Origin of the sequence: Dysgonomonas hofstadii (assembly GCF_014196915.1) — a bacterium.
In the GTDB taxonomy this organism is placed as follows: domain Bacteria; phylum Bacteroidota; class Bacteroidia; order Bacteroidales; family Dysgonomonadaceae; genus Dysgonomonas; species Dysgonomonas hofstadii.
In genome coordinates, this window is the sequence record NZ_JACIEP010000003.1 from 299,139 (window position 1) to 316,064 (window position 16,926).

12 protein-coding genes and 2 pseudogenes are annotated in these 16,926 nt (G+C 39.2%); 9 read left to right on the forward strand and 5 right to left on the reverse strand.

The window, feature by feature from the left end; genetic code table 11:
- The first annotated feature begins 13 nt into the window (after positions 1–13).
- The 9 genes and pseudogenes from GGR21_RS05600 to GGR21_RS05635 all read left to right on the forward strand — a co-directional run bounded on the left by GGR21_RS05600 (position 14) and on the right by GGR21_RS05635 (position 9,848).
- Positions 14–964 (forward strand): DUF4922 domain-containing protein, encoded by a 951-nt coding sequence (locus tag GGR21_RS05600; RefSeq protein ID WP_183306202.1) that lies wholly within the window; start codon positions 14–16, stop codon positions 962–964.
- Positions 965–1,006: 42 nt separating this feature from the next.
- Positions 1,007–2,305, forward strand: a complete 1,299-nt coding sequence (locus tag GGR21_RS05605; protein ID WP_183306308.1) for a SpoIID/LytB domain-containing protein — start codon at positions 1,007–1,009, stop codon at positions 2,303–2,305.
- A gap of 10 nt (positions 2,306–2,315) precedes the next feature.
- Positions 2,316–2,816: pseudogene (locus tag GGR21_RS21020) on the forward strand (MFS transporter); the annotation flags it as partial.
- A 561-nt stretch (positions 2,817–3,377) separates the two neighbouring features.
- Positions 3,378–4,193 (forward strand): annotated as a pseudogene (locus GGR21_RS21025) (MFS transporter); the annotation flags it as partial.
- 16 nt (positions 4,194–4,209) lie between these two features.
- Positions 4,210–5,445, forward strand: coding sequence for an exo-beta-N-acetylmuramidase NamZ family protein (locus GGR21_RS05615; RefSeq protein WP_183306203.1), 1,236 nt, complete (start codon positions 4,210–4,212; stop codon positions 5,443–5,445).
- 19 nt (positions 5,446–5,464) lie between these two features.
- Complete coding sequence (locus GGR21_RS05620; protein ID WP_183306204.1) at positions 5,465–6,634, forward strand: acyltransferase family protein; 1,170 nt, start codon at positions 5,465–5,467, stop codon at positions 6,632–6,634.
- Entirely contained in the window at positions 6,631–7,491 is an 861-nt protein-coding gene (locus tag GGR21_RS05625; protein ID WP_183306205.1) for a BadF/BadG/BcrA/BcrD ATPase family protein, read from the forward strand. Before GGR21_RS05620 ends, GGR21_RS05625 begins: the two co-directional genes overlap by 4 nt.
- A gap of 94 nt (positions 7,492–7,585) precedes the next feature.
- Positions 7,586–8,410 (forward strand): N-acetylmuramic acid 6-phosphate etherase, encoded by an 825-nt coding sequence (gene murQ, locus GGR21_RS05630; RefSeq protein ID WP_183306206.1) that lies wholly within the window; start codon positions 7,586–7,588, stop codon positions 8,408–8,410.
- A 160-nt stretch (positions 8,411–8,570) separates the two neighbouring features.
- A complete protein-coding gene (locus GGR21_RS05635) occupies positions 8,571–9,848 on the forward strand; it encodes a 3-keto-disaccharide hydrolase (RefSeq protein ID WP_183306207.1) in 1,278 nt (425 codons plus the stop codon).
- A 143-nt stretch (positions 9,849–9,991) separates the two neighbouring features.
- On the opposite strand, the gene GGR21_RS05640 is transcribed toward GGR21_RS05635, so the two are convergent.
- The 5 genes from GGR21_RS05640 to GGR21_RS05660 all read right to left on the reverse strand — a co-directional run bounded on the left by GGR21_RS05640 (position 9,992) and on the right by GGR21_RS05660 (position 16,922).
- Positions 9,992–11,293 (reverse strand): DUF3472 domain-containing protein, encoded by a 1,302-nt coding sequence (locus tag GGR21_RS05640; RefSeq protein ID WP_183306208.1) that lies wholly within the window; start codon positions 11,291–11,293, stop codon positions 9,992–9,994.
- 113 nt (positions 11,294–11,406) lie between these two features.
- Positions 11,407–11,880 carry a hypothetical protein gene (locus GGR21_RS05645; RefSeq protein ID WP_183306209.1) on the reverse strand — a complete coding sequence of 158 codons (474 nt, stop codon included), beginning with the start codon at positions 11,878–11,880 and terminating at the stop codon, positions 11,407–11,409.
- A gap of 56 nt (positions 11,881–11,936) precedes the next feature.
- Positions 11,937–14,402: a phenylalanine--tRNA ligase subunit beta gene (pheT, locus tag GGR21_RS05650; RefSeq protein WP_183306210.1), complete on the reverse strand. Its 2,466-nt coding sequence runs from the start codon at positions 14,400–14,402 to the stop codon at positions 11,937–11,939.
- A gap of 251 nt (positions 14,403–14,653) precedes the next feature.
- Complete coding sequence (locus GGR21_RS05655; RefSeq protein ID WP_183306211.1) at positions 14,654–15,733, reverse strand: family 43 glycosylhydrolase; 1,080 nt, start codon at positions 15,731–15,733, stop codon at positions 14,654–14,656.
- A 190-nt stretch (positions 15,734–15,923) separates the two neighbouring features.
- Positions 15,924–16,922 carry a DUF4973 domain-containing protein gene (locus GGR21_RS05660; RefSeq protein ID WP_183306212.1) on the reverse strand — a complete coding sequence of 333 codons (999 nt, stop codon included), beginning with the start codon at positions 16,920–16,922 and terminating at the stop codon, positions 15,924–15,926.
- Positions 16,923–16,926: the final 4 nt, after the last annotated feature.

Here is a 16,926-nt window from a genome sequence, read left to right on the forward strand (position 1 = left end):
TTTAATGGTAAATATGAATTTATTATCAAAAGACATACAAGATTTATTCGACTCGCAACTACAGGAGTGGCCTCTTGCAAAAGCCAATTTTGAAGCCTTGAAAGGTGTGGAGTCAAAGGATTTCGATTTCAGTGATTTCAAGATAAGGGTACAGTTCAATCCGGCACGCATACAATCTTCTGCGGCAAAGGTCGATACCAAATCCATACAGGAGCGCAAGTGTTTCCTTTGCCCACAAAATTTACCGGCTGAACAAAGAGGTGCTCCATTCAAAGACGAATATCAGGTATTGGTCAATCCGTTCCCGATATTTCCGGTGCATTTCACAATACCTGCCTATCAGCATATCGATCAGTTGATTTTCAACAGATACGGTGATATGCTCGATCTGGCAAAAGAAATGGACGGATATACCATATTTTATAATGGGCCTAAGTGTGGGGCTTCGGCACCCGACCATGTACATTTTCAGGCAGGTATAAAAGATTTTCTTCCAATAGAAAAAGAGATACAAAAAGTAACAGGAGGAGAACTTCTGTATCAATCAGATGCATTAAGTGTATATACAATCAAAAATTATCTGAGAAACGGATTCTTACTGGAAGCTGAAGTTAAAGAAGAGAGCATCGCATATTTCCAGAAAATATACAACCTATTGGAAATTAAAGATGGAGATAAAGAGCCGATGATGAACATACTTACATGGTATAACAATAATAAATGGCATAGCATCGTTTTTCCTCGTAAAAAACATCGTCCGGATTGCTTCTACGCCGAAGGAGATGATAATCTGCTGATAAGCCCCGCTGCCGTAGATTTAGGTGGCGTTTTCATCACACCATTGGAAAAGGATTTCAAGAAGATCACAAAAAATGATATAGAAAACATCTTAAAGGAGATATCTATCAGTGATGAGAAAATGCAGAAACTAAGTGAAAAATTAAAAGTGAAAAGTGAAGAATGAAATGCTTTTAATCTTGAAACTTGAAATTTTGAAATATAGAAAATTATGGAACCAAAGGTAACTGTTGGCGTTTTGTGGAACAAAGAGATAAAGTTTGTACTGAATACAAATTATTCCTGCTTAGGAAAAAGTATTCAGGGAGAAAACTCTGTAGTATTTGCTGACGGGCAAATCTTATGGAACGGTTCCTTATGTAAAGAATTAGTATTTGAATCACAAGATGCCGACGCTTCATTTACCATTAAAGATGTAGTTATAGGTATCGGTTTCCACTGGGAAAGAAAAGAAGACCAGCAATTTCAGGGAGCGCTGAAGCTAATCGTGGAAAACGATATGATAACAGCTATTAATTTGATTGGAATAGAAGGCTATCTGACGAGTGTTATCTCCTCAGAGATGAGCGCAACGGCGTCTCTCGAACTATTGAAAGCACACGCTGTAATCTCACGGAGTTGGTTGCTTGCCCAGATAGAAAAAAATAAAGAGATTCGGACTAATGAAGAAACATATACGACTTTCACCGAAAACGAAAGTGAAAGAATCCGCTGGTACGACCGCGAAGATCATATTAACTTCGATGTATGTGCCGACGATCATTGCCAGCGTTATCAGGGAATAACAAGAACTTTTTCAAATATAGAAATTGTAAAACAGGCCATTGACGAAACCCGTGGACAGGTCTTGAAATCGGGAGAAAAGATATGTGATGCACGCTTCTCTAAATGTTGCGGCGGTGTTTTCGAAGAGTTCCAGAATTGCTGGGAAGATACAAAATTACCATATCTGGTCAAGCGAAGGGATAGCGAAAATTCGATGGATATCCCCGATCTTACCAAAGAATTAGAATCTGATCAATGGATAACCTCACGTCCCGATGCATTTTGTAACACACAGGATAAAAATATACTCGGACAGGTACTCAATAACTATGATCAGGAAACCACCGATTTTTTTCGTTGGAGTGTGACTTATACTCAAAAAGAAATATCTGAACTGGCATACAAACGCTCTGGGATCGATTTCGGCACTATAGAAGAACTAATTCCGGTAGAAAGAGGAACATCCGGAAGGCTAACAAAGCTAAAAATCGTTGGATCTAAAAAGACAATGACAATTGGTAAGGAGCTGGAAATACGCCGTACACTATCCACATCACATCTTTACAGTTCAGCTTTTATTATCGACAAAAAAGATGATAAATTCGTCCTGACAGGAGCCGGTTGGGGGCATGGTGTCGGCCTTTGCCAGATCGGTGCCGCCGTAATGGGAGAAAAAGGTTATTCTAATGATAAGATACTCCTGCATTATTATGTGGGTGCAACTATTGAAAAACAATACTAAAGATAATACAATGAAAGAAAGCAAAAAATCGCCGTGGGCATGGATACCGAGCCTCTATTTGGCAGAGGGATTACCTAATGTCGCCGTTGTCACCATATCGGTAATAATGTATAAACGCATGGGAATATCCAACACAGATATTGCTTTATATACAAGCTGGCTTTATTTACCCTGGGTTCTTAAATTTTTATGGAGCCCCTTTGTAGATTTATTAAAAACAAAACGCTGGTGGATTGTAACAATGCAATTGCTGATTGGTGCCGGATTTGCAGGCATTGCTTTTACCATACCCGTACCATTCTTTTTTCAGGCGACACTAGCGTTATTTGCTTTGTTATCTTTTAGTTCTGCTACACATGATATTGCCGCAGATGGATTTTATATGCTTGGCCTGAATACTAACGATCAGGCTAAATATGTTGGGATCAGAAGTACATTTTTTCGTATAGCAACTATCATGGGACAAGGTGTCCTTATAATTCTAGCGGGATTCCTTGAGAGTCATACAGGGTACGATCCGATTAAAGTAAATATTGATGCATCTCCTCAGTACACTCAATCTTCATTATATATTCCTCAAATAGAAAATATCACATCGAAAGAGGGGGATATACATTTTATAATGGATAGACAGGATGTGCAAATCGGCACACAAATCATTAATGAGGATAGTTTAAAATTGATAATCAATAAAGTAAAACAAGCTAATCTCGAAAATGGATTTGTTATAAAAGAGAGTGCAAAAAAGGATGAAAAAGACGGATGGTGGAAAACAAATGTGTCAAAACCATTTGGTAATTGGATAAAAGAGAATTTCGGGGAAAAAAGATATTTTGAAAAAACAGATCAGGCCGGAAATATTGCTGTCGCTGCTGTCTGGTTATCACAACAACCGGAACAAGGAAAGGGTATTGTATTGAATACCACAATGAATAAAGGTGATAACAATATAAAGCTGATTGAAGGTGATAGATTCTCATTTAATGAAAAGAACTGGAACAAACCCGCATATCTGATTTTTCAGTTAGATCCTAAATTAAAAACTGCTAATAATGCAGAATATAAAGGGTTATCTGGAAATATTCCATTTGCTTGGTCTATTACATTTTTTGTTTTGGCGGGATTATTTATATTTTTCAGTTTTTACCATAGGGTCGCTTTACCTAAGCCGGCATCCGACAAACCGCATTCCCATATTACGGCAAAATCAATTCTTAAAGAATTTGGTACTACATTCGTTACATTCTTCAATAAGCCACAGGTTGCAACAGCAATATTCTTCATGCTCACATTCCGTTTTTCAGAAGCCCAGCTATTGAAACTTATAAATCCATTTTTATTGGATCCACGTGACATTGGCGGACTCGGACTTACTACGGGTGAGGTTGGATTTGTATATGGAACTATTGGTATTATAGGTTTGACAATAGGTGGTATAATCGGAGGGTTTGCAGCAGCAAAAGGTGGGCTTAGAAGATGGATATGGCCTATGACAATGAGTATGTTACTTACAATAGCAACATTTCTTTATTTAAGTTTTACACAAACAGATAATTTAGTAATAATCAACATTTGTGTCTTTATAGAACAATTCGGGTATGGATTCGGATTCACGGCCTATATGCTCTATCTGATGTATTTCTCAGATGGAGAACATAAAACATCCCATTATGCATTTTGTACAGGGTTTATGGCATTAGGCTTAATGCTTCCGGGTATGTTTGCCGGATGGCTGCAAGAGCAGTTGGGATATAATCATTTCTTCATCTGGGTGATGATATGCAGTATTATACCGATTATAGCTGTGGCATTACTAAAAATCGATCCTAACTACGGAAAGGCAAAAGAAGATATAGAAGAAAAAGCGGAAGCTACTAAAAATGAATAAACAAAAACAACATAACATGAGAAGACCATTAATAATACTATCGGTACTGTGTCTTTTATCCCTATCGGCTTTCAGCCAGAAGATAAAGATAAAAACGGGTATTGAAGTATTAAAGGAGCAAAAGTTCAAAGCGCTGGAAGGAAAACGTGTGGGATTGATTACCAATCCAACCGGGGTGGACAACAGCATGAAGTCGACGATCGACATCCTGCACGAAGCCCCTAACGTCCGGCTCGTTGCACTCTTTGCTCCCGAACATGGTGTCAGGGGTGACGCCCATGCAGGAGACCATGTAGAAAATGTAACCGACCCTAAGACAGGGCTTCCTGTCTACTCTCTTCACGGAAAAACCCGTAGACCGACTCCTGAAATGCTCAAGGATATTGATGCCCTTGTGTATGACATTCAGGATATTGGCTGCCGCTCGTTTACTTACATCAGTACGATGGGGCTGGCCATGCAGGCTGCAGCCGAGAACAATATCGAATTTATTGTTCTCGACAGGCCGAATCCTTTAGGAGGATTAAAGGTCGAAGGTGGTTTAGTTGACGATAATTTTATTTCCTTTGTAAGCCAATTCAAAATACCGTATGTATACGGATTGACCTGCGGGGAATTAGCCTTGCTACTCAACGGTGAAAACATGCTGGACAAACAGTGTAAACTTCAGGTAGTGAAAATGAAAGGATGGAAACGCAAAATGATTTATGAGCAAACAGGACTGCAATGGATTCCGTCTTCCCCTCATATTCCACAACCGGTTTCAGCTGTGTTCTATCCCGTATCGGGTATATTGGGTGAACTGGGATATATGTCTATCGGTGTAGGCTACACGATTCCTTTCCAGATGTTCGCTGCCGAATGGGTGAAAGCAGAAGATCTGGCCGGAAATCTTAACAGATTGCGCCTGCCCGGACTATATTTCAGACCGATGTACCTGAAACCGTTCTACTCAGTAGGACAAGGGAAACAGCTCGAAGGCGTACAGGTTCACATTATGGATTACGAAAAGGCCCACTTATCCGAGATTCAATTCTATGTGATGCAGGAAGTCGCAAACCTGTATCCGGATAAGGCCATATTCAATAATGCGAACGACAAACGTTTCAGAATGTTCGATCAGGTTTCGGGTAGCGATTTTGTAAGGCTTGAGTTTGCAAAAAACAATAAATTTGACGATATTCGAGAATTTTGGTATAAACACACAGAACCTTTTAAGAAAGTATCGAAAAAATACTATCTCTACAAATAAAACCTGAAAAGTTGGCATTATGGAAAAGAAACCAAGCAGCAGACTTTTGTCTCTTGATGTACTGAGAGGTATAACTATAGCAGGAATGATCATGGTAAATAATCCGGGATCGTGGAGTACTATATATGCGCCACTAGGGCATGCCCAATGGCACGGACTTACTCCAACCGATCTGGTTTTCCCTTTCTTCATGTTCATTATGGGAATATCAACATTTATCTCCTTACGTAAATTCAATTTTGAGTTCAACAAACCCACTTTGTTGAAGATACTAAAGAGAACTGTTGTTATTTTCCTCATCGGACTAGGATTGGGATGGCTATCACTATCTTTCCGCACATACCATCAGTTGTCAGGCGAAGAACTTGGATTCTTTGAACGCTTTTTCAGAGCCATTACAAACTTTGAGCATATCCGGATACTAGGCGTCATGCAACGGCTGGCTATTACTTATGGGGCTACGGCACTTATAGCCATACTGGTTAAGCATAGATATATACCATATATCATTGTAACCGCCCTTATCGGATATTTTCTGCTCTTACTGTTTGGAAACGGTTTCGAATTCAGCGAAAATAACATAATATCCATATTGGACAAAGCCATACTGGGAGCAAACCATATGTATGTGGATAGTGGCGTAATACTCGACCCTGAGGGACTTTTAAGTACCATTCCGGCTATTTGCCATGTACTTATCGGATTCTGTTGCGGCGAGCTGTTATTGTCCACCAAAGACAATTATGAACGTATCACACGACTATTTATTACAGGGGCGATACTTACATTCCTTGGCTTTTTGTTGAGTTATGGTTGCCCTATTAATAAAAAGATATGGTCGCCTACGTTTGTACTGGCTACATGTGGGCTGGCTTCTACCCTATTGGCTTTATTGATATGGATCATCGACATCAAAGGTCATAAGAAGTGGAGTGTATTTTTTGAATCATTCGGAGTAAACCCTTTATTTATCTATGTAGCCGCGGGAGTATTCTCTGTGCTTTTAGGTAATATTCTGTTTACTTACGATGATTCCATTATCAGTTTAAAAGGATTCTTATATAAAATCTGCATACAGCCATATCTGGGCGATTACTTCGGTTCGCTGGTGTTTGCCCTGCTGTTTGTCGGATTCAACTGGGTGATTGGAAACATATTGTATAAGAAGAAAATCTATATTAAGATATGATAATATTAGCTGACGGAGGGTCTACAAAGGTCGACTGGCGTTTTGTAGACGGAGATAAAGAGATTAAGCAGGCTTCGACCAAAGGCGCAAATCCTTTTTTCCGCACCCGCGAAGACATTAGCGAAGAAATACGGACTACCATTAAACCTATGCTTAACGGGCATAGAGTGGATTCAGTCCATTTCTTTGGCGCGGGATGTGCTTCTCCCGAGAAAAACCAGATTATAATAGACGCCATTACTGACAATATAAAAGCTTCACAGATCGAGGTCGACAGTGACCTCTTAGCTGCGGCCAAAGGTCTATGCGGCTCGAATAAAGGTATAGCGTGTATTCTGGGTACAGGATCTAATTCCTGTTACTATGACGGAGAAAAAATTGCGGACAATGTATCTCCGCTAGGGTATATTCTGGGAGATGAAGGCAGTGGTGCTGTCATTGGCAGACTATTTTTAGGAGCTTGCCTAAAGAATCAACTGACAAAAGGTTTAAAAGAAAAATTTCTGCAGGAATTTGATCTTACACCGGCTCTTATACTCGACAAAGTGTATAAGCAGCCTATGGCAAATCGTTTTCTGGCAAGCCTTTCACCTTTCCTTATCAATAATATTGAAGATAAAACCATTCAGAATCTCATATACGGCGCATTTAAAGATTTTTTTATGAAAAATGTGATGCAATACGATTATATGAACAATGAAGTGCATTTCACAGGCTCGGTAGCATATCATTACCGCGATATTTTAAGGAAAGCAGGAGAAGAATTAAATATAAAAGTTGGAAACATTGTACAATCGCCAATGGAGGGACTCATCAAATATTATGGGACGTTATTGGCGGTGACAAAAGATCTGTAGTTAATGGAGTCAAAGTAGTTAAGCCGGTAAAATTAACACCCCTTTAACTACTTTGACTTCCCTGGCTACTTTAACTACTATTAAATAATAAGAAATGACATTTGTTAAAATCACGGAACAATCCTCATTGTATGATAATCTGGAAAATAAATCCGTATTAGAATTACTGACCGACATCAACAAAGAGGATCAGAAAGTCGCATTAGCTGTAGAGAAAGCCATACCCCGGATCGAAGAACTTGTATCACAGATAGTTCCCCGAATGCAACAAGGCGGACGTATCTTTTATATGGGTGCTGGTACAAGCGGACGTCTGGGGGTATTGGACGCATCGGAAATTCCTCCTACATTCGGTATGCCAAACACTCTGGTTATAGGACTTATAGCAGGAGGTGATACAGCTTTGCGTAATCCTGTTGAAAAGGCCGAAGATAATCTGGAAGCAGGATGGAGAGACCTGCAGGCATACAACATAAACGATAAAGATACCGTAATAGGTATTGCAGCTTCGGGCACAACACCTTATGTTATAGGTGCATTGCACGAAGCACGTAAGAACGGGATTCTCACTGCATCAATTTCCAGTAATCCGGATTCTCCTGTTTCGCAGGAAGCTGATGTTGCCATAGAAATGATTGTAGGTCCCGAATTTGTTACTGGTAGTTCCCGGATGAAATCTGGTACAGGGCAAAAAATGATCCTGAACATGATTACCACAACCACAATGATAAAGCTGGGACGTGTTAAAGGTAACAGGATGGTAAATATGCAATTATCTAATGCTAAACTTGTGGACAGAGGCACACGTATGGTATCAGAAGAACTTGGACTGGATTATGATCAGGCTAACAGGCTTCTTTTATTGCACGGCTCTGTAAGAAAGGCTGTTGATGCATATCGTGAAGAAAACAGATATTGAAATGTTAATTAACTATTAATTATAACTAAACAAGCATTTAAGTACTTTCTTAATTGTATTTTTATGTATCTTTACTGTATCTATTTACATACTTAATAGTATATAAATGCTCAAAAAGAATAATTTACATAAAACCTAAGTCTAACAAAATTAATTAATTATGAAATTAACTTTTAAAAATCTGTTTGCATTTTGTGCTATTGCGGCAGTTTCATTTTCGTCATGCAATACAGGAGGGCAACAAAATACCCTGACTGAACAGGAGAAAGCTGACGGCTGGCAATTGCTATTCGACGGCCAAACAATGGCCGGCTGGCGCAACTACAACGACACTGTAATGACACAATCGTGGCATGTTGTCGATGGATGTATCCAGGCTAAAGGCGATGGTGACGACGCCAACGGTTATATCGTTACGGACAAACAATTCGAAAACTTTGAGCTTTACTGGGAATGGAAACTTTCGAAAGGAGGTAACAGCGGTATGCTATACCATGTAGTAGAACGCCCTCAATTTAAAGTACCTTATGTTACAGGTCCTGAGTATCAGTTGATAGACGAGCCAAATTTCGAAATCGCACTTGAGCCTTGGCAACGCCTGGGCGTAGACTATGCTATGTACCTGCCCGATACGGCAAAAATGAAAGTGAACCCTTATGGGGAATGGAATAATTCGAAAATAGTTTTCGACAACGGCCATGTGGAACACTGGCTGAACGGAGAGAAAATACTTGAATTCGAAGCATGGACAGACGACTGGTTTGCACGTAAGAACAGCGGCAAATGGGAAAATGCCCCTGAATACGGATTAGCTATGAAAGGCGTTATGTGTCTGCAGGACCATGGCTATCCTGCATCGTTCCGCAATATAAAAGTGAAAGAACTTCCCCGTAAGACTAAAGAAGTTGACCTGTTCAACGGAACAGATCTTACAGGATGGGATGTTTACGGAACAGAGAAATGGTATGTGAAAGACGGTCTACTTGTATGCGAAAGCGGCCCGGACAAACAATACGGCTATCTGGCTACACGTGAATATTACGATGATTTCGACCTGACTGTGGAATTCAAGCAGGAAGCAGACGGTAATTCTGGTGTATTTATCCGTTCGTTCATCGAAGAAGGTGTGAAAGTTAATGGCTGGCAGGTAGAAGTTGCTCCTAAAGGACACGGAACAGGTGGTATCTATGAATCTTATGGTCGTGGATGGATCGCCGAAATCACAAAAGACAAAGAAGAATTCCTTAAAGTGGGTGACTGGAACACAATGCGCATTCTTGTACAGGGAGATAAAGTAACCACATGGCTTAACGGCAATGAAATGATTTCCCTTGAAGATGAAAAAATCGGTAAGGGACAAGGCCGTATAGCTCTTCAAATTCACGATGGTGGCGGCATCAAAGTATTGTGGCGCAACCTGAAACTGAAAACTTTATAATATAGTAGTCAAAGGAGTGAGAGTAGTTAAAGATGTTAAAATCATAATAATGACCACCTTAACTACTAATAAAAATAGAAAAGAGAATGGCCATCACGGTTATTCTCTTTTTAATTGTTTTAATCTTAAAACCTATTATTAACTTATTTCGTCGGTAATTTCTTTAAATTAATTTTCGGACGGTCTTTTTCGTTTGCTGTCCGTTCGAAGGTTGCCCTTAAAATAGTATTTTCATCAAAAAAACCACAGTTTTGTAGGAAGAAACGGTTATCTTCCATCCCACCTTTATAATCCTGCCGCACTCCTGCCCCTGCCGTAGCATCATAGGTAAACCGGCCTTGTGTCAGCGAAATCCATTTACCTTTCGTGGTTACAGCCCACTGGTTACCGAAATAAACTTTACGGGTAATAAAGCCCTGATCGGGACTGAAGTTTTCAAGGAAAGAGTGCGCCCCTTTATACCATGTATCGGTTTTTGGACGGAGGAAACTGGCTATCAGTCTCCAGCGGTTTTCATCCGTGGCAAAAAAATAGGATGTAAATATCGTATTGCCTTTCCCATCGGGACGAATGCGGGTAAGGAATTTGTATGTTACTCCCGCTTTCCACATATATTTCAGATAGCTTTGTCCACCTGATCCTTCATTGCCGAATTCACCGATATGAACGTCTTCTCCTCTGGCTAATGTCTTTATCTGGTATTCTTCGGGAATTTCTTTCGGATTATGGGTTTCATAAGGACTCCATACAGAGAATAAGACTCTACGCTCAGTCTCCTTGTTGACCTGCATACCAAAATAACCGCCACTAAATCCGTTTGACATGAAGTACGAACCTATTACATCATTCCCTTCAGGGACAGTAACTTCATTGTAGAAATATTCAATATCTGTTTCTTTAGGTAATTCATATTTCATGTGCACAGAGGGACCACGACGCCCCCAGTAATGAGAGAAGTTACGGACGAAATATACAGGCTCTTTAGCTGAAGTTCCGCTAACGATAACTTCGGATATGCTTCCGAACGATTTGCCGGACTTCTCTAATCCTTGTATGTCTACTCTTACATATCCGGCTTTCTCGATTTTGACTTTCCCTGCCGGAACAACTGACCATGTCTCACCTGATATGTTTATTTCATTAGTCATTCCAGCAACAGACACTTTCACTTTTGAGTTGTCCTTAGCTTCGTTCTTTGTCCTTAGAGCAACATTCAGCTCACCGGGATTAGATAACTTAAACCAAAGGGAAAATACTATTTCTGGTTTATCCCATGCCGTTATACCGTTTTCTCCGATAATATCCGGAATTCGTTGCCCTGACGTGATGTATGTATTTCCTGTAAGAGGAATACTCACAATATTATCATCTGACAATGCTACTGTTTGTGCTGTCGAACCAAATGAGAGTAAAAAACAAAAAAATGCGAAAAATAATTGTTTCATTTATATTAGAATGTTTAGGATGATCGTTTGAACAAAGCAAATGTATAAAAAAAGAGAATGGGTGATTTGCTCATTCTCTCTTTCTTTTGTCTTATTTTGTTTTTCGGAAAGTTTTATTCTATAATTTCAGCATCTAATATACTCCGTATATCCTCTTTGACTTTCATACTTTCGAATTTGAATCCGCCATAAACCATTAAATAAAGAAATATCAACATACCGAATGGAGTCAGATAAATAATATCAAAGCCCCCTGTGATCATTGTTTTGGTCGAAACTATGGTAGCAAATAGTAGGAAACAAAAACAATATATGGAAAAGATCAGGACAAAACGGTGCAATCTCATTCTTACTCTTACCCTTGTGCCTGCATTATCCTCTGAAATATAGCCTTCGATTATGGGAGAAAAAGAGTTGCGATAGCTAATTATGCGTTTTATACTAAAGGCTGCATCTTTAGATCCCCTGCTTACATAATCGTACCGACCATCAGAATTTATTCTGATCAAAGCGTCATCAGCTGATAATATGGTTCTGTAGGTAATATCCTCTATGGGAAGTAGTTTTTTTATGTTCTTCGTTTTCATAGTATTATAGAAGAAAAGGCTCTTATTTCAAGAGCCTTCTGTTATATAATTATTTCTTATCTCAACTGTGCTCCCAATTCGCTTTCTAACGACTTTTGTATCTTCTGCATTATAGCGTCGATCTGCTTGTCATTAAGCGTTTTCTCTTCATCCTGCAATACAAAATTCACCGCATACGATTTCTTACCTTCAGGCAGGTTCTTACCCTCGTAAACATCGAACAAAGAAACGCTCTTCAATAACTTACGCTCGGCTTTATATGCGATTCTTTCAATCTGGTCGAATTGGATATTCTTATCCAACAACAAAGCCAAGTCCCGCTTAACTGCAGGGAATTTAGACATCTCACTGAAAGTGATACTATGTTTTTTTATCTCTTTCATCAAAGCATCCCAATTCAATTCGGCAAAGTATACATCTGTGTTTATATCCTGTACTTTCAACAGCTTCTTAGCCACAACACCGATTGTACCCAGCGACTTGCCTTTTCCTTTTGCCTGGATGTCGACTGCAGCACTGTATAGTTCATTTGAGAATTGCACATAATCATATCTGCTTTCGGGTATACCCAGACGGGTAAGAATATTTTCTACATAGGCTTTCAACTGGTAAACCGATGTTTTTTCATCCTGTGCCGCCCAACTATTACTGATATTGTTTCCGCTAAGCCAAAGTCCGAGATGATATTCCTCGCTGTATTCACGGAGTGTTTCACCTTCTACTTTTTTATCTGCATCGTAGAAATAGCAATTGCCAAATTCGTAGAACTTAATATCAGGATTCTGACGGTTACGGTTATGGGCAATACTCTCCAATCCTCCATAAAGTAAGGTTTGGCGCATTACGCTCAGGTCTGTACTCAGCGGATTCATAAGATGTACACACTGCTTTACCGGATATAGCTCCGATTCGACATAATATGATTCTTTTGTCAGTGAGTTGTTCATTATTTCATTAAATCCGCTTCCGGTCAATTGCTCGGAAATCAGATTCTGTAAATCATAACTCTTATCCGTAGGTGACTGATAAGATAAACTCGACATAAGAGTTTCGCCAATCTCCACATTGTTATAGCCATATATACGTAAAATATCTTCTATTACATCCACATCGCGCAATACATCTACACGATAGGTAGGAATAGCAAGTGTAAGGCTATCTTCGGTTTCTTTTTCTATAACTACTTCAAGGCTTTCGAGGATAGATTTTACCGTATTTTTCTCTATTACTTTACCTATCAGTTTATTTATCTTATCGTAAGTAACTTCTACCACAGGCTTTTGTATCGGATCAGGATATACATCCTGAATTTCACCTGTGATTTTACCTCCTGCTATTTCCTGAATCAGCAATGCAGCGTATTTCAATACATACATCGTATCATTCGGATCGCAACCCCGTTCGAAACGGAACGACGAATCGGTATTTAATCCATGACGACGTGCAGTCTTACGAACCCATGTCGGATTAAAATAGGCACATTCAAGGAATATATCGGAAGTGTTTTCCGTTACACCTGAATTCAATCCTCCAAAAACGCCTCCGATACACATTCCCTCTTTATCATTACAGATCATCAGGTCACGATCGCTAAGTGTGCGTTCTACTTCATCTAGTGTTGTAAATTTGGTACCTTCCGGCAAAGTTTTTACAATAACTTCTCCTCCTGAAATATAGGCCACATCAAATGCATGGAATGGATGACCGAAACCATGAAGCATATAATTGGTAATGTCCACTATATTGTTGATAGGGCGTTGTCCGATAAGCGTCAGTTTGTCTTTTAACCAATCAGGACTTTCCGTAACTTTTACACCCTTTATAGTAAGTCCTGCATAGCGTGGACAGGCTTCCGTATTTTCTACCTTTATAGTAATAGCTTTACCCGGATCATCTATTTTGAATTTCTCAACAGACGGCAGTTCCAATTTAGATTTTAATCCATTCTGCTTCAAATAAGCATATAGGTCACGAGCCACACCATAGTGTGAAGCACCGTCAATCCGGTTGGGCGTAATGTCTACTTCAAGCACATATTCGCTCTGTATATTGTAATATTCCTTAGCTGGAGTACCTACTTTAACATCGGCAGGCAATATGATAATTCCGGCATGACTTGCACCCATTCCTATTTCGTCTTCGGCACAGATCATTCCGAAAGATTCTACTCCTCTGATCTTCGATCTTTTGATCTTAAACGGTTCTTCTCCCGAATAAAGTGTTGTTCCAACTACTGCTACCACTACTTTTTGTCCGGCAGCTACATTGGGTGCCCCGCAAACGATTTGTAACGGTTCTGCTTCGCCCACATTTACAGTAGTCACGTGCAAATGATCTGAATCGGGATGATCAGTACAAGTAAGCACCTCGCCTATCACCAATCCTTCGAGTCCGCCTTTTATGGTTTCCACTTCTTCTACTCCCCCAGTTTCGAGACCAATAGAGGTTAAGGCTGCCGAAGTTTCTTCCGGAGACAGATCGAAATCGAGATAATCTTTCAGCCAATTGTAAGAAATATTCATACTACAAGTTCAGTATTATATTATTGTTGTTATTTATTTTCAAAAAAGTCTGTCAAAAATACAAAATATATTTCATTCGGCTGTAAAATAATTATCAATCTAAATATATTATAATAGCATACAGTCTTTTCAAGGCCAAGATAACGGGGATTAGGAAAAATAAAAACAGGCGCAGAATCATCTGCGCCTGTTTTATTTAAGTCTGTGTTTTAGTGGAAGAATCCTCTTTTATCGATTATCTGAAAAAAGCGTTAAAAGAAAACCGGAATTGAATTCACTGAATGTGACGGAGTACCATTGCCTACGATCGGCCATCCGTCATTATCCCAATCAACTCTGTCCAACATTAGATTACGGTGATTGCTTCCATTGTCAATAAAAGCATGGTAAAGAAACCAGTCTACTCCTTTATCATCTGTTATAATTCTCGAATTATGCCCCGGACCTCCAAATGTGTCGTTGCCTTTTATGACTATAGGCTGGAAGTTTGTCGGATTCCATGCATTAACAGTTTTCATATCTACTCCCGTCTTGCTCAAATATGGGCCTTCCAGACTTTGTGATCTTCCAACCATTACTTTATATGAGCTGTTCATACCTTCGCAACAAGCTCCTGTAGATGTAAACAGATAGTAGTAATTACCTCTCTTGTGAACATAAGCAGCCTCAAATGATCTACCGGCAATTAGTGTTTTTTTAGTCAGGTCTTTCACAGCCATACCATCTTCCGTCAATTCGGTCATGTATATCCCATAGAAACTACCCCAGAATAAATAACGCTTGCCATTTTCTTCGAAGAAACATGGATCAATTGAGTTGTGAACACCTATTTCCGAACTTACAAATAGTTTTCCATTGGAATTTCCAACAGGTGGGACAAATGGCCCCTGTGGTTTATCTGATACACCTATACCAATACCACATGTAGCACCTCCACCCCATTTAGATATAGAATAATACATCACATATTTTCCATCAAAATAGTTAATATCAGGAGCCCACATTCCGGTATCGTTCACTTTATCGTCCGTGAAGTCGGGCCTTTCAGTAAAAACCTGGCTGGAAGAATTTCCAATACGATCCCAGTTTATCAAATCGGTAGATTTGTAACCTCTCACAATCCCTGATGTTACATACATATAGAATTCTTTCCCCATACGGATAACTGTCGGATCGGCATAGCTGCCTACTACGATAGGATTTGTAAAAGACGATTTGTCTCCCTGTTTTAATGTTTTTGTATACTCTTTCGATTGAGCAGGGCTTTTGCCTGAACACAGACATAATGCAATGATAACAAAGAGTATATGATATATTAATACTTTTTTCATAATCTTCTTCAGCCATAGGCTGTTTGTTTCTTTAAATATAATTGAGTCGGTCTTTATTTGTATCTTTTCTTTGCAGATAGGACAATAAAAATATTTTTCGTATTTGTTCCTTCACAGGCATCTTTTGCAAAATTGATATGGGGCTACCATTTTTACAGATAACCCCATACAATCTAAAAACAGGTTGCTACTAATCCCATTCAATCTGCTGATCCTCGTCAGGAATCAATGTATTCAATCTACGCTCCATTCCCATGGTTCCACTCACCGAATATTTAATAGGAGTACCCGGGGTAGAGGTATAGTCTTCGAATGTATAACTTAAACCGATATTAATAAATATTTTTTTCAGATAAACTTTTGTTTCATCCATCGATTCGTCCATTGTATAATATGGTTCTCCGGTGGACTGGAAATTAATCAACGGATTATCGCTATAGACTTCCAACTTCTTTTTCTGGATATCAATTCTTTCATCCGTAAATTTGATATATATCTTATACATTTTACGATCGAGATAGTCCTCATCCCTAAGACCTGCATAAAAGAAGATTGTCTCCTCATCCACCACATAAGTTTTGATCTGCGGCATGGTCAAAGCTGTTTCTGTATCGGGTAACAGAAACATTTTCATTAAAGTCCCACTATATTTACCTGAATAATCATTGAACGGATTAATATACAACATCGCTCTTTGAAAGTACTTATGAGGATTGACCTGATAATCGTATGACGGATCATCGAGTATTTTCAACGGCAATAGCCATTTGTATGTCTGATCCAGATCACCTAATGAAAATTCGATAGGTATAGTAGATGTAGATTCACCGGCAGGAATTGTTACAGATTCGGGCATTGTGTAATACGTAGTTCCTAACTGCTTGAAATAAAGTTCGTCACGATGCCCAAATCCCTCTTTGTTCACTATAGCCAATGTATCAGGGTCTAAACCGACATGTATCGTTTGCTCCTTTGAGTTCTGATTGGAACCACTGATAATGAGCGGAAGTTGATACGTCACTTTTCCCTGAGATTTATAACGTACATATATCGGTGTCACCCCTAACGTATTAGGGTTCGCTTTGAATGAGGCTAAATATTTATATTGCTCATCTTCCCATTCGTTATTACATGATACACAGCATATCACTGCGCACACAGCTAAAAGCAGATAATATATATATTTCATTTTC

Bases quoted from the DNA above. Each gene is read 5' to 3' on its own strand.
- GGR21_RS05640 (WP_183306208.1), bottom strand. From the start codon at position 11,293: ATGAAACAATTATTTTTCGCATTTTTTTGTTTTTTACTCTCATTTGGT.
- GGR21_RS05625 (WP_183306205.1), top strand. From the start codon at position 6,631: ATGATAATATTAGCTGACGGAGGGTCTACAAAGGTCGACTGGCGTTTT.
- GGR21_RS05645 (WP_183306209.1), bottom strand. From the start codon at position 11,880: ATGAAAACGAAGAACATAAAAAAACTACTTCCCATAGAGGATATTACC.
- GGR21_RS05655 (WP_183306211.1), bottom strand. From the start codon at position 15,733: ATGAAAAAAGTATTAATATATCATATACTCTTTGTTATCATTGCATTA.
- murQ (WP_183306206.1), top strand. From the start codon at position 7,586: ATGACATTTGTTAAAATCACGGAACAATCCTCATTGTATGATAATCTG.
- GGR21_RS05635 (WP_183306207.1), top strand. From the start codon at position 8,571: ATGAAATTAACTTTTAAAAATCTGTTTGCATTTTGTGCTATTGCGGCA.
- GGR21_RS05615 (WP_183306203.1), top strand. From the start codon at position 4,210: ATGAGAAGACCATTAATAATACTATCGGTACTGTGTCTTTTATCCCTA.
- GGR21_RS05660 (WP_183306212.1), bottom strand. From the start codon at position 16,922: ATGAAATATATATATTATCTGCTTTTAGCTGTGTGCGCAGTGATATGC.
- pheT (WP_183306210.1), bottom strand. From the start codon at position 14,402: ATGAATATTTCTTACAATTGGCTGAAAGATTATCTCGATTTCGATCTG.
- GGR21_RS05620 (WP_183306204.1), top strand. From the start codon at position 5,465: ATGGAAAAGAAACCAAGCAGCAGACTTTTGTCTCTTGATGTACTGAGA.
- GGR21_RS05600 (WP_183306202.1), top strand. From the start codon at position 14: ATGAATTTATTATCAAAAGACATACAAGATTTATTCGACTCGCAACTA.